This window comes from Citrobacter sp. XT1-2-2 (assembly GCF_023516235.1).
Taxonomy (GTDB): domain Bacteria; phylum Pseudomonadota; class Gammaproteobacteria; order Enterobacterales; family Enterobacteriaceae; genus Citrobacter; species Citrobacter werkmanii.
On record NZ_CP097324.1, the window covers coordinates 57,546 to 70,264 of the forward strand.

At 50.5% G+C, this 12,719-nt stretch carries 11 protein-coding genes; 4 read left to right on the forward strand and 7 right to left on the reverse strand.

Features of this window, described 5'->3' with window-relative positions; all coding sequences use genetic code 11:
• Window positions 1–24: 24 nt before the first annotated feature.
• Window positions 25–969 carry a LysR substrate-binding domain-containing protein gene (locus M4I31_RS00280; RefSeq protein WP_085049125.1) on the reverse strand — a complete coding sequence of 315 codons (945 nt, stop codon included), beginning with the start codon at window positions 967–969 and terminating at the stop codon, window positions 25–27.
• 147 nt (window positions 970–1,116) lie between these two features.
• Between M4I31_RS00280 and M4I31_RS00285 the strand changes: the two genes are divergently transcribed.
• Window positions 1,117–1,893, forward strand: a complete 777-nt coding sequence (locus tag M4I31_RS00285) for an SDR family NAD(P)-dependent oxidoreductase (RefSeq protein ID WP_085049124.1) — start codon at window positions 1,117–1,119, stop codon at window positions 1,891–1,893.
• 70 nt (window positions 1,894–1,963) lie between these two features.
• On the opposite strand, the gene M4I31_RS00290 is transcribed toward M4I31_RS00285, so the two are convergent.
• From M4I31_RS00290 to M4I31_RS00300, 3 genes are all read right to left on the reverse strand, one after another.
• The gene (locus M4I31_RS00290) at window positions 1,964–2,644 is read right to left on the reverse strand and encodes a hydrolase (RefSeq protein WP_038635572.1); all 681 of its coding nucleotides are present in this window, start codon (window positions 2,642–2,644) and stop codon (window positions 1,964–1,966) included.
• A 500-nt stretch (window positions 2,645–3,144) separates the two neighbouring features.
• Window positions 3,145–3,450 carry a putative quinol monooxygenase gene (locus tag M4I31_RS00295; RefSeq protein ID WP_042311525.1) on the reverse strand — a complete coding sequence of 102 codons (306 nt, stop codon included), beginning with the start codon at window positions 3,448–3,450 and terminating at the stop codon, window positions 3,145–3,147.
• A gap of 1 nt (window position 3,451) precedes the next feature.
• On the reverse strand, window positions 3,452–4,459 hold the full coding sequence (locus M4I31_RS00300; protein ID WP_085049123.1) for a zinc-binding alcohol dehydrogenase family protein: 1,008 nt from the start codon (window positions 4,457–4,459) through the stop codon (window positions 3,452–3,454).
• A gap of 104 nt (window positions 4,460–4,563) precedes the next feature.
• Here M4I31_RS00300 and M4I31_RS00305 point away from each other — a divergent pair, with 104 nt between their 5' ends.
• On the forward strand, window positions 4,564–5,466 hold the full coding sequence (locus tag M4I31_RS00305) for a LysR family transcriptional regulator (protein ID WP_085049122.1): 903 nt from the start codon (window positions 4,564–4,566) through the stop codon (window positions 5,464–5,466).
• A 36-nt stretch (window positions 5,467–5,502) separates the two neighbouring features.
• Here the strand turns inward: M4I31_RS00305 and M4I31_RS00310 are convergent, their stop codons facing one another.
• The 3 genes from M4I31_RS00310 to M4I31_RS00320 form a co-directional block, all read right to left on the reverse strand.
• A complete protein-coding gene (locus M4I31_RS00310; protein ID WP_069323827.1) occupies window positions 5,503–6,999 on the reverse strand; it encodes a C69 family dipeptidase in 1,497 nt (498 codons plus the stop codon).
• Between the two features lie 341 nt (window positions 7,000–7,340).
• The gene (locus M4I31_RS00315; protein WP_085049121.1) at window positions 7,341–7,805 is read right to left on the reverse strand and encodes a hypothetical protein; all 465 of its coding nucleotides are present in this window, start codon (window positions 7,803–7,805) and stop codon (window positions 7,341–7,343) included.
• On the reverse strand, window positions 7,802–8,575 hold the full coding sequence (locus tag M4I31_RS00320) for a transcriptional regulator (RefSeq protein WP_085049165.1): 774 nt from the start codon (window positions 8,573–8,575) through the stop codon (window positions 7,802–7,804). The genes M4I31_RS00315 and M4I31_RS00320 overlap by 4 nt, the downstream gene beginning before the upstream one ends.
• A gap of 577 nt (window positions 8,576–9,152) precedes the next feature.
• On the opposite strand from M4I31_RS00320, the gene M4I31_RS00325 reads away from it, so the two are divergent.
• Both M4I31_RS00325 and misL read left to right on the forward strand, forming a co-directional pair.
• Window positions 9,153–9,770 carry a helix-turn-helix transcriptional regulator gene (locus M4I31_RS00325; protein ID WP_038635555.1) on the forward strand — a complete coding sequence of 206 codons (618 nt, stop codon included), beginning with the start codon at window positions 9,153–9,155 and terminating at the stop codon, window positions 9,768–9,770.
• Between the two features lie 74 nt (window positions 9,771–9,844).
• Window positions 9,845–12,649 (forward strand): intestinal colonization autotransporter adhesin MisL, encoded by a 2,805-nt coding sequence (gene misL, locus M4I31_RS00330; protein WP_085049120.1) that lies wholly within the window; start codon window positions 9,845–9,847, stop codon window positions 12,647–12,649.
• Window positions 12,650–12,719 lie beyond the last annotated feature (70 nt).

Genomic DNA, 12,719 nt, shown 5'->3' on the forward strand with positions numbered 1-12,719 from the left:
TTTCCCTCGGCATGTTGTTTTGTTTTATTTGTGTGCAGGCATCATAGCAGAGATAGCTGCGATTTCTGCCAGCACATCCGCAATCAGCCAGTCATTAAAGATTTTCACTTCCGGACGCATTACCGCGTGTTGCGGCGTGACGATGTAGTATGACCACGCCAGCGGCCAACGGGTGTCGGGATGAAGTTGCACCAGCTGTCCGTCGGTAAGTAACTGCTGAACCAGCGCCCGACGAACGATAGCCACCCCCTGGCCGCTGATTGCCGCCAGGATCACCGCAGAGGTGGAGTTAATGTGCAGTCCACTATCGCGGACGGTCGGGGAATGGGTAGCGTTCAAGACATCATCCCAGGCAGGAAAATGAGCGCCGGGGTGGGGGGTATCGTCGTGGATCAGCTTTTGCGCGGCCAGCCATTCCCCGCAGGCGATTTTATCTACCGGTACAATTCGTGGGCTGCAGACCAGAACGGCTTCTTCATCCATTAACCAGGTTTTATTGACGCCGGGCCAGTCACCTTTGCCGCAGCGTACGCCCAGATCGGCTTCGCCGTGGGCGACATCCATCAGCTTTTCCGTCACATTCAAACGTAATTCGATGTTTTCATGCGTTTGTGAGAAACGATTGAGACGACTCATCAACCAGTTCATGACCAGGACCTGCGACGCGGTAATGATCACCACCGAGCGCGCCCGACGGCCGCGCAGTTTGTTGAGTCCGGATTCCAGGTTATCCAGTCCCAGAGTGATGTCGCGCAATGCGTCCTGTGCTTCGCTGACCAGCGTGAGACGTTCTTTGCCCGTGCGGGTGCGATGTAACAGTGGATGGCCTACCCAATCTTCCAGCGCACGCACCAGTTGACCAACGGCTGCAGGCGTCACGCCCAGTTCCTGCGCCGCGCCGGTGAAGCTGCCATGGCGGGCGGTGGCTTCAAAAGCGTGTAACCATTTTAGCCGATTGAGTGAACGCATCTGCTTTTTTCCATTCTTATTAACTGTTTCCAGTATACGCCAGCGAGATAGATTTTCTTTCTTGAGATGCTATTTCTTCTCAGTCGTCAACTCCTGAGCCGAGTGGCATCTTTAGCGCGTCAACGAATTCTTTAAACGAGGTTAACGATGAGCGCATTCTTTGCCGGAAAGAAATTATTAGTGGTGGGTGGGACCAGTGGGATGGGGTTCGAAACGGCGAAACTGATCCTCCAGGGCGGCGGTAGCGTGGTGCTGGTAGGCAACCGCGCCGAGAAAGCGGAACGGGCCCGTCAGGCGTTGGCGGAGCTGGGTGACGTCTCCGTCATTGTGGCAGATCTGATGTCGGAAGCGGGGGTTAGGCAGGTGATGGCAACGGTGAATGCTGATCATAAAGACATCAACCTGTTAGTGAATGCGGCTGGCGTGTTTTTCCCGAAACCTTTTACTGAACATGAAGTTGAAGATTATGAGCTATATATGAGCCTCAATCGGGCGACGTTTTTCATCACCCGCGATGTGGTACGCAATATGTTGGCAGATAATATAAACGGCGCCATCGTGAATATTGGTTCAATGTGGGCGCAACAAGCGGTGGGCGCGACACCTTCATCGGCCTATTCGATGGCCAAAGCGGGTCTGCATGCTTTAACCAAAAATCTGGCTATTGAGCTGGGTGCGCATGGGATTCGCGTGAACGCCGTTTCGCCAGCGGTCGTGCATACCCCCATCTATGAAGGGTTTATCCCGAAAGAAGATGTACAAGGTGTGATGAACAGCTTTGACAGTTTCCACCCGATCGGTCGGGTCGGTAAGCCGCTTGACGTTGCCGAAACCGTCGCGTTCCTGCTGTCCGACAAGGCGGGTTGGGTGACTGGTGCTGTCTGGGATGTCGATGGCGGTGTTATGGCTGGACGTAATAGCTGACAGGGGCTGATGCTGCGCATTACAAAACGCCTGCTTATACGAAACAGGCGTTTGTGCAAGATCGGAAAAGTTAAGCGCGCTGAGAGTCCAGCAGCTCGTTATTTTTCACAACATCCTGGGCTTTGGTATAGCTTTCAATCAGTAACTGATAAGCCGGGAAGATTTTGGTATAGACTTCAGCCCATTCCGCTGCGTCTTCCCGATTCCAGGTTTTCTGCAGTTCAGACGCAACCGCGGCAGTATCCATCGGCACGACACCAGCCTGTACGACGCGGGCCATGGTGATCTCCTGCGCCATTTTGCTGTAGGTACCGGAAGCATCGATGACGGCAAAGACTTTATAGCCTTCTGCTACCGCGCTGATGGCCGGGAATGCCATGCATACACTGGTGATGGTACCAGCAATAATCAGTGTCTTACGGCCTGTCGCTTTTACCGCCGCAACAAACTCTTTGTTATCCCAGGCGTTAATTTCACCTTTGCGTGCGACATAATGTGCGTGAGGCGCGTTCTCATGAATTTCCGGAATAAGCGGACCGTTTGGCCCCTGCGGCACAGAGGCGGTGGTAATCACCGGCATTTTGCATAAGGTGGCGATTTTTGCCAGAGCCGTAGCTCTTGCACGCAGTTCAGTCATTGGCATATCGCCAACGGTCTGGAACAGGCCGCTTTGATGATCGATAAGCAACATAACTGCGTCATTGACATCAATCACTGGGCGTTGGCCATTAAAATTAGCGGGTGTAGACATGATCCATTCCTTGTTGTTGCTTTTTGCAGGCTATCTAACCTGCAGTAAAGTCTAAATCGCCTGGGCGATATCCATTTTTGCTCTACAGTTCATTAACCATTATTGACATCTTCATGGTTAATTTCAGGGGGAGGCTAAAGCTATCTTTATCAGAATTGCCTTAGTGAATTAATTTCCTCCTGCCCCATTAAAATAACAATACTTGTTATTATGAAATTATATTTCTGCATTCACATTATTTTATGGTGTGTACTGGAAGTAAGGGGATGGAGATTCGGCGGGTGTTTCTGAGTGATTTATTTTTATATGGTTATTATTATTGTGAAATAAAATGAATATTAACGATATATCTTTAATGTCAATTTTGTGACTAATGCCACAGTTTTTCAGAGGATAATGATCATGTCTATTTTATTTTCTAAGTTATTATTGAGTTAAGTAAATTCTCAAGTTGATATTTATTGTGCTCCCCCGAACAGCAGAGGAGCACGGTATTAATATTACGGCTCTATAGGCGTCAGATAATCCAGTCGTAGCGGCTCGGCCAGTAGATCGTTCATTTGCAATACAAACGACTGGAAATGCGGCAGGGCGATATGTTCGTCCAGGCCAGCCTGACCGCGCCAGGATTCGCGCACATAAAATACATCTGGCGTGTCGCGTAACTGGAACAACGCATACTCAATATTGCCCTCCTCCCGGCGCGTGGGCAGTAAGAGAGCTTGTAGCGCCTGTTTCAGTGCATCGATTTTCCCTGGTTTGGCTTTCAGTACGGCAATAATTGAAATCACTTCTGCATCAGACATGTTAAAACCCCTCCAGCACAATCTTGCCGACCGAGCGACCCGTTTCAATTTGCGCATGCGCTTTTTGCAGATTCGCCGCCGTGATCGCGCCAAAATGTCCGCCCAGCGTGGTATGGATGGTGTGGTCGTCGATCAACTGGGCCACGCGGGTCAATAGCTGATGCTGGGCAATGATGTCGTGGGTGGTAAACATCGAACGGGTAAACATAAACTCCCAGTGCAGCGAAATGCTTTTGGCCTTCAGCGGACGCGCATCAAGGGTTTGCGGATCGTCAATCAGCGCCAGTTTCCCCTGTGGAGCCAGGGCAGCAATAATTTGCGAGTAGTGCTGTTCGGTATTATTCAGGCTGGCAACGTGCGTCACCTCTTTAATACCTATCCGTGCCAGCTCTTCCGTCAACGGCTTGCTGTGGTCAATCACATGATGAGCGCCCGCTTCACGTACCCATTTCTGGCTTTCCGCACGCGATGCGGTGCCGATGACGGTCATTTTGGTCAGCTTACTGGCCAGTTGCGTCAGAATAGAACCCACGCCGCCAGCCGCGCCGACAATCAGTAACACATCGCCTTCGTTGCCATTTTCCTCAATGCCCAGGCGGTCGAACAGCATTTCCCAGGCGGTGATTGCGGTCAGCGGTAGCGCTGCCGCAGAGGCGTTATCCAGCGATCGCGGTTTCAGCGCGGTGATTCGTTCATCAACTAACTGAAATTCGCTGTTACTGCCCGCACGTCCCAGGGCTCCGGCGTACCAGACTTCATCGCCAGGCGAGAACAAAGTAACGGCTTCGCCCACGGACTTCACCACACCAACGGCATCCCAGCCCAGTACGCGCGGCACATCAGCGTTAAAACCTTCGCGGACCTTGGTATCAACGGGGTTGACGGAAATGGCCTTTACTTCAACCAGCAGGTCATGTCCGCTGGCGACCGGCATGGGCAGCTCAATCTCTTGTAAAAATTCAATGTTATTGCCGTCGGTCGCGGCGCGGGTAATGGCGATGGCTTTCATATTCTCTCCGGTCACAGGAATCAGTTGAATAATTCGATGGTAAACCGGCAGCAGAACGGGAAAAATAGCCCTACGGCGACAGGACTTATACTCGGGGAGTGAAAATGTTCCGGCTTGAAGATCTCACGTTGTTTGTCCGCGCCGCGGCGCTGAATAGTTTTAGCGATGCGGCACGCGAAGCCGGCGTCCAGCCTGCTCAGGTCAGTTCTGCTATCAAGCGCCTGGAGTCTACGTTGACTATCCGCCTGTTCGCTCGCTCCACGCGCAGCCTGCGCCTGACGCCGGAAGGCGAGATTTGGTTGCCCTATGCCCGCCAGATGCTGGACGTGATGCATGCCGGGCTGCAAAAAATTCAGACCCCGGAAGATGAAGTTTCTGGCACGCTGCAAATCGCCGTTCCTTCCGATCTTGGGCGGAATTTGCTGCTGCCGGTCTTTCAATCTTTTCGACGCCGCTATCCTGCGCTGCGTTTGCGGATCTTTTTCTCCGATCAGGTGACGGATGTCTTTAAAGATCCTGTCGACGTCGCATTTCGTTATGGCAATACCGAAGATGCGTCATATATTGCGCTGCCCGTTGCGCCGGGTAACCGACGCGTGCTGGTGGCGTCCCCGGATTGGGTTTTACAAAACGGTGCGCCGAAAACCCCGGAAGATTTAGTGCAGCTGAACGCCATGACCTTTGTCTTACGTGGACGCCTGCACGACCGCTGGACTTTTACGCACGACGGCGAGGTCAGCAGTGTGCAGGTCAACGGCACGATTATGAGCGATGATGCCGAAGTGATCCGACGGCTGGCGATTGCGGGTGAGGGGATTGCCTACAAGTCGTGGCTGGATGTTAGCGAGGATGTACGCGAAGGGCGATTGCAGCTGCTGATGACGGATTATCAGGGAGAGAAAGTCCCGCTGAATATGATTTGCCCGCATCGTAAGCAGCTTTCAACGGCGGTACGCTTGCTGCATGACGCCGTGAAGGCGCGATGTGAAATGCTGGCGCAGAGCTAAGATACGCTTTGCGCCAGTACATTACTGTGGTGTGACTTAGTCTTTTTTCGCTGCGTTAGCAAAGAAAATATCAGACTGAATGTCTTTGGTGCGGATGGTAAACAACTGATTAGTGAGATCTTCCGTTAACTTCTCTGCATCAGCCATTATGCGCAGGTTGAAGTCATTCAGCATTTTATCTGCGGCAGGTTTATTGGTTTTCGCCATCTTCAGATATTCTGCTTCGACCTCTTTTTGCTCCTTCGCCACTTTATCTTCCCACGCTTTGTAGGCCTTTTTGACGATTGGCGCGAGCTTCGGATAATCGGTCATCGTCAGCGTCTGCAATTTACGATATTTCCAGTAGATGGATTGATCGTCAGCCTTATCTGTACCCATTGTATAGTTGGCCGGATATGCTTTCAGGCCGCTGTAGTACGGAACAAAGGCGGTGAGATCGGCCATACCCAGACCAATGTAGGTTGTTTCACCGATCTCTTTTGGCAACCACGGACGTACCTGCATAACGTGCGCTTCATAGGTGCGGAAGACGCTGACCGGACGCCACGGCTCTTTACCGTTCAGGCCGTTGGTGTACGGGTCATGACTGGTGCCTTCATAGTGGCTACGCAGCACGGCTTTTACATCGTCCAGCGTCATTTTCTTCTCTGGCTTCATGAAGACCGGGAATTCACGTCCTTTGGCCATATCCTGATTTGCGGAAGGATTGAACGTTTTCTGGATGGTCCATACGCGAGGATCGTTATACGTACGGTCACGCTCGTCATCACGGGTATAGGCTTTAGAGAAGTTGAATTTGCCATCTTTCGCCGGTTCGTACAGACCTTTTTCCGTTGCGAACTGAATCAGATTTTTTGACGCCATCATATCCGGGTTTTTAGGATCGTAATCCTGTAGGCGGCCCTGATTACCGGTGGCGAAATATTGGTTATTAGGCAGGCGCTGCGCCATCCACTGGTGGCCGCTGCCGGTTTCCAGGTACCAGATCTCGTTATCGTCGACGACGGCAACGCCAAAGCCTTCGCCCGCACCGACGGTTTCAACAATATGTCCCAGCAGCGCAACGGCGTCACGTGCGGTTTTGCTCTGCGACAGCAGAATATCCGGGATATCGTCTTCAGTGATCCCTTTATCCTCAACGTACGGGTCGGCGGCCAGCGCTTTTGGTGAAGCAAAAATAGATTCTGTTCCACTCACACCGACGCCCAGTTCGTTAAATCCGGTCGCGCCGTGCAGTTGAGTTTTCCAGTTTGGGACGGTGGTATAACGCAGAGAGTTTTTCGGCAGTGGCCAGGTAAAATCATTCGCGCCATTATGTGCTTTGGTGCTGTATACCCCGGTCTGATTCTGTTTTGCCGGATGAATGACAAAATGCTGTGCTTTCAGGGCATCGCTGTCTGCGCTACGGGCGACCAACATGGAGCCGTCCGCGGATGCTTCATTGCCGACCAGCAGGGTCGTACAAGCAAAACCTGATGAAACAACCGCCAAATTTATTGAAAGTGCAATCAGGCACTTTTTAAAAGTAAACATTACGTATCCCTCATATGTACGCCAAAAATACACCGGAAACATACCGTTTCCTGAAATGCGATAACGTCTGAATGCTCAGACATGTCTCGCGAGAGAGATAAACGCCCCTGCCCACGTCTTCTCCAAATATTCATGCGTAGGTTGAAGTCTTCTGGACAAAATAAAACGTCCATTTCGCTTAATTATTACGCAACGAATATCCTGATATTCAGGATGTTTCCTGATTCGCGGTGAAGAATAGAATGGCTTATTAGTGGATTCAGTGACCTGTGTCGCGTAAGTTAATGATGACAAAAGTGAATCCCGTGGCAGCACCGTGCTTTTTGTTTCCGGATATGACGTTACCTTTTGCGGCAATACAGCGAGGGAACATTGGAACTGGCGAAAATCCATGCGCCCTTATACTCCTCCATGACCAGGCTCAGGCTGCGTCCGGTCTGCCGATAAAACCCGGGCAACGTATTGTTGATATCCGCTTCATCGGCCGTGTCGGCGAAGGTTTTGACGACTTGCATGGCCTGTAACACCCGCGCATCACGCTGTTGGGTGTAGCTGAAATAGATGTTCCTGCTGATGTCTGAGGTATTACGCCCATACAGTTTACCGGTAATTGTTGATAAACCTTCCTGGTTGTACATCCGAAATGAAACCGTACCGGCAAAGCGGTTGCTGCCAATATTCCATTCAACGTTCCCAACGCAATTCAGCGGCTTTTCGGCATAGCGCGAATACCATAGCCAACTGCCTGAACCGAGCAAGGTAGCCAGGCCAATAGTGAGCAAGATTATGTGGCGTGATTTTTTCATTGCCCGCGCATCCAGTAATAATGGGTAGTACAAAATGCGTGGGCATCAATCCGCGCATCTTTATCGCATACAAATGCCACCATCCTTTCTGCTTTGAGGTAGCCGGATAGAAACACGTGTTTGTTGTTTTCACAGAGAAAAGGATGAAGTTGCATCAGACTGAAATAGCCATGCTGGTCGTACTCATTCGGAGAGTAATAAATTTTGCAGTTTTGCCGCGAAGGGATCTGCATGGAAACAGAGACAAACTTACTAAATGGCATAACCGGGCGAGTCTGATACCACACCAGCCAGATAACCAGAGTGGCAATAACAACACTAACGCTAAATAAAATGTTCCACCAGGAGATCTGCGTCGTTTGTTGTGGTGCGGTAAGAATTACCTTTGCAGGCGCGCGCTCCTCAATAACCGGTGACTGGGAAACGTCACTCTGAGGATCCGTTATCACTTCTACCTGAGTGTTTTCATTCAATCTCAGCCCTCGCCGGGAAATAGTTTTCACCGTATCACGCGGTAGTCCCACCTCCGCCAGCGCATTACGTAACGTCAGAATTGCCTGGTAGAACGTGTTGGTGCTGGTGACATTATTTCTCTCTCCCCAACCCACTATCATCAACGTGTTCTGGGAAACAATGTCACTTGCGTGAGTAATTAAATAGAGAAAACAGAGCGAAGCTGGGAGCTGGAGTTGTATTGTGCGCCCGGTCTGACGATTGACCAGACTTTTGCTATCAGGATTAAATTCGACCAACTGATTGATAAGATACAATTGCCCAGCCCTCAGTAACCAAAACGTATCACAGCGTGTCCTTGCACACCCCTTAAATTTTACATCCAAATCGATAAGACGCCTCACTCTTTGTACATGATCTAAGATAAGAATTTCACTTAGGGGATAAAAATCCTTCAAATACAATATGTTATTAACTTAATTTCTTAGGTGGGAATTAGCTAATGTTAAATAATGAGAATTCATTACAGTTTTATCTGGGTTATCATTATATTTATCCACAGAGCAACAAGGGTGATTGAGTTATCTGAATTGTGTAATTAACGAGTAACCTTTACAGCGGTTATTTTTTAGCAAATAGTGCTTTTTTAAGATTTATCCTAGGGTTTTAATTTATGCATAAAATTCCTAATGCCCAGATTGTTATTCTGAGATAAAACACAAAAAAACTTAGCGGTATGGCATTGCTTACCGTACGTACATATTAGCGCATCAAGAGTTTATTACATTTTTTTAGGGTTGCTGTTATTAACTGACAAGGAATGTCATACGTGTCGGATTGACACATTTATTTACCGATGAAATATTTATGGAAAAATAACAGGAGTCATTTTTTATGAACAGATCCCCATCACAGAGTATTCGTTGCATAAGCTGTGAATTATCCTGTCAATTATTTCCGGATACTGCGGTACGCGCCAGCTACTGTCACCGTGCCGCTTTTGCGATCTGGCCTGAGGGAAACGGTTTTTTACAACGAGGCGTTATTGAAAAACTTTTGCTTAATAATCAAAACCATTTATCCCGCGGGTTTATTTTTGTGGATTTCTCCTTCCCCAACCTGCGCCTGTTCGCTGACCCGAAATGGGTTGACCGTCTGGCGTATAGCGGTATGCATATTGTTTTGATTGCGGACCGGAACCTGGCGCCGTTAGCCAATTACTGGCTGTCGAAAAGCAATAAAATACAAGGCATTATATATTCTGATGATGATGATGACGTACAGCATCAGAAGATGAGACGATTATTTACGGGTCATCTCGCTAACAGTAAACGAGGGCGCACACTCAACTATACAGAAATGATATTACTGAAGCGATTTGTCTCAGGAAAAAGTATTCAGCAAATTACCCAGATAGATAATATTGATATTAAGAAAATATACGTCTATAAGCTCCGGCTTGAAGATAAGTTGGGCCATAGTATTCATCAAATTCTATCGAATATTTTATAACGCATTTCTGATTTTTATTATTTCACATCCTTGCGATGTGGTGGACGCTCTACGCCTGATAGCAGGAGGCTAATATGCCAAATCCCAAATCTTACTCTCGTATTGCCATCGCGGTTTCAGCCGCATTAACGTCTATGGTATTTTCAGCCCATGCAGCCTGGGTTGATGTTGATAGTCTTCCTTCCAGCGGTCTGGTTAGCAGTCTGCCCCCGGAATTGCAGGCAATAATCCCTGCGCAGGCCAATGCCAATTTCGCTAAAACCAGCGCCATGCCAAATTATGTTTATCAGTGGAGTGCGGGCACCATTCCTGTTTATGGTAATGGATTAACGTTAAATGGACCCGGTGCTGAAGCTTTTGAGCACTCTGTTACTGTTATTCAGAACAGCGCGACGGGTAGTCCGGGCGTTATTTTTGGTGACGACCTGACGATCCGCACCCAGTCAAAGAATGCCGCCAATAATGGTAAAGATGTTGACGGTATCCGCACGCATGGGGCCAATACGCCGGATAACCCGGTCTTTATCATCACCGGGGATCGCACCAGTATTTATGTAGACGGTCAGGATGGTGACGGTATTAACGCCGGTTATAACGCAATAGGCCAGGGCTGGATAGGCTCGGCTAATATCTACGTCGGTGATGATCTGTACATCAAAACGACGGGTAACCAGGGGCGTGGTATCACCGCCAATGCCATGCGAGATGCGACGCTTGCCAAAAATACGATTGTCGTTGGCGATCGTGCGCATATTGTGACGACCGGCGACGGCTCTGAAGGTCTTCGCTCCGGGCAGAGCGGTTCCTCAATCCTGCTTGGCAATGACGCTACCATCGAGACGTCTGGCGCCTCCTCAACGGGCATTTATGCTGCCACATCTTCTAAAACGGAACTGGGTAATAACGCCACTATTACGGTTAACGGCGCGAGCGCGCATGCGGTCTATTCCACCAACGCGACCGTGAACCTGGGCGACAACGCGACCATTATCGTGAACAGTTCTGGAAAAGCGGCTTCATACAGCAAAGCGCCACGCGGCCTGTTTGCGATTTCACGCGGGGCGATTAACCTGGCCGGCGGCGCCGCGATTACTATGGTGGGCGACCACAGTACTGAAAGCTATGCCATCAGCACCGAAACGGGCGGCACCGTAGACGGATCCGCCGGTGGACGCTTCCTTATCGACGGAGATCTTCATGCTGCCGGAGGGACAAACGCGACCAGCAGCCTGCCCCAGCAAAACAGTACGATTAAGCTCAACATGACCGACAACTCGCTATGGAGCGGGGCGTCTTATATCACCAGCGCGACCGCCGGGACGGGGGTCATCTCGCTGCAAATGAGCGATGCGACCTGGAATATGACCAACAGCTCAACGCTGACCGACCTGACGCTGAACAGTGGGGCAGTGGTTAACTTTGGCCATGCTGACGGCGAACCGTGGCAGACGCTAACTATCAATGAAGATTTTACCGGGAATGGCGGCAAACTGGTTTTCAATACCGTTCTGAATGACGATGCCTCCGAAACCAATAAGTTGACAGTGCTCGGCAACACGACGGGTAATGCCTTTGTGGCGGTGAACAACATTGGCGGTACTGGGGCGCAGACCGTTGAAGGCATTGAGATAATCGAGGTTGCTGGCAACTCTGACGGCACATTTGAGAAAGCGAGCCGTATTGTCGCCGGGGCGTACGACTATAACGTAGTGCAGAAGGGCAGCAACTGGTATCTGACCAGCTTCATTCCTGCTCCGCCCGATCCGGTGGACCCTGTTGACCCTGATCCCGTAGACCCGGACCCGGTTGATCCGATTATCCCTGATCCGGTCGACCCGGACCCGATCGATCCTGTGGACCCGGTTATTCCTGAGCCGGAAGAGCCTCATGTTCCGCCGGTCACGGAGCAACAGTATCGTCCGGAAGCCGGCAGTTATCTGGCGAACAACTATGCCGCTAACACACTGTTCATGACCCGACTGCACGATCGTCTGGGTGAAACGCAGTACGTCGACATGCTGACGGGCGAGAAAAAAGTGACCAGCCTGTGGATGCGTAACGTTGGCGCGCATACCCGCTTCAAAGACGGTAGCGGGCAGTTGAAAACCCAAAGCAACAGCTACGTCTTACAGTTAGGCGGCGATCTGGCGCAATGGAGTAGCGATGGCCTCGACCGCTGGCATATTGGCGCGATGGCAGGTTATGCCAACAGCCAGAACCGCACGCAGTCCAGCCTGACCGGCTACCACTCTCGTGGTCAGGTCACCGGTTACAGCGTGGGGCTGTACGGCACCTGGTATGCCAATGACGCAGACAAGACCGGCACCTACGTAGATACCTGGGCGCTATACAACTGGTTTGATAACAAAGTGATGGGTCAGGAGCAGGCGACAGAGAAATATAAATCCAGCGGTATCACCGCCTCGGTCGAAGCCGGTTACAGCTTTAAACTGGGCGAAAGCGAGCGCAATAGCTACTGGCTGCAACCGAAAGCGCAGGTGGTGTGGATGGACGTGCAGGCCGACAGCCATCGCGAAGCGAACGGGACCCGCGTGAAGGATGACACCGATGGCAACCTGATGACTCGCCTGGGCGTGAAAGCTTTTATCAACGGCCATAACGCCATCGATGACGGTAAATCTCGCGAGTTCCAGCCGTTTGTCGAAGCCAACTGGATCCATAACACGCAGACTGCCAGCGTGAAGATGGACGATGTGAGAAACGACATGCGCGGCACGAAGAACATCGGCGAGCTGAAAGTGGGTGTTGAAGGTCAAATCACTCCGCGCCTCAACGTATGGAGCAACGTGGCCCAACAGGTTGGCGACAAAGGCTACAGCGATACCCGCGGTATGCTTGGCGTGAAATATAATTTCTGATGTAAGTGAGTAATGGAAAAGCCGCTGATTAACCGATCGGCGGCTTTATTACGTATGAAATATGATGGTT

What these genes read in the sequence shown, in the direction of transcription:
- M4I31_RS00280 (WP_085049125.1), bottom strand. Translation starts at nt 969, where the DNA reads ATGCGTTCACTCAATCGGCTAAAATGGTTACACGCTTTTGAAGCCACC.
- M4I31_RS00285 (WP_085049124.1), top strand. Translation starts at nt 1,117, where the DNA reads ATGAGCGCATTCTTTGCCGGAAAGAAATTATTAGTGGTGGGTGGGACC.
- M4I31_RS00290 (WP_038635572.1), bottom strand. Translation starts at nt 2,644, where the DNA reads ATGTCTACACCCGCTAATTTTAATGGCCAACGCCCAGTGATTGATGTC.
- M4I31_RS00295 (WP_042311525.1), bottom strand. Translation starts at nt 3,450, where the DNA reads ATGTCTGATGCAGAAGTGATTTCAATTATTGCCGTACTGAAAGCCAAA.
- M4I31_RS00300 (WP_085049123.1), bottom strand. Translation starts at nt 4,459, where the DNA reads ATGAAAGCCATCGCCATTACCCGCGCCGCGACCGACGGCAATAACATT.
- M4I31_RS00305 (WP_085049122.1), top strand. Translation starts at nt 4,564, where the DNA reads ATGTTCCGGCTTGAAGATCTCACGTTGTTTGTCCGCGCCGCGGCGCTG.
- M4I31_RS00310 (WP_069323827.1), bottom strand. Translation starts at nt 6,999, where the DNA reads ATGTTTACTTTTAAAAAGTGCCTGATTGCACTTTCAATAAATTTGGCG.
- M4I31_RS00315 (WP_085049121.1), bottom strand. Translation starts at nt 7,805, where the DNA reads ATGAAAAAATCACGCCACATAATCTTGCTCACTATTGGCCTGGCTACC.
- M4I31_RS00325 (WP_038635555.1), top strand. Translation starts at nt 9,153, where the DNA reads ATGAACAGATCCCCATCACAGAGTATTCGTTGCATAAGCTGTGAATTA.
- misL (WP_085049120.1), top strand. Translation starts at nt 9,845, where the DNA reads ATGCCAAATCCCAAATCTTACTCTCGTATTGCCATCGCGGTTTCAGCC.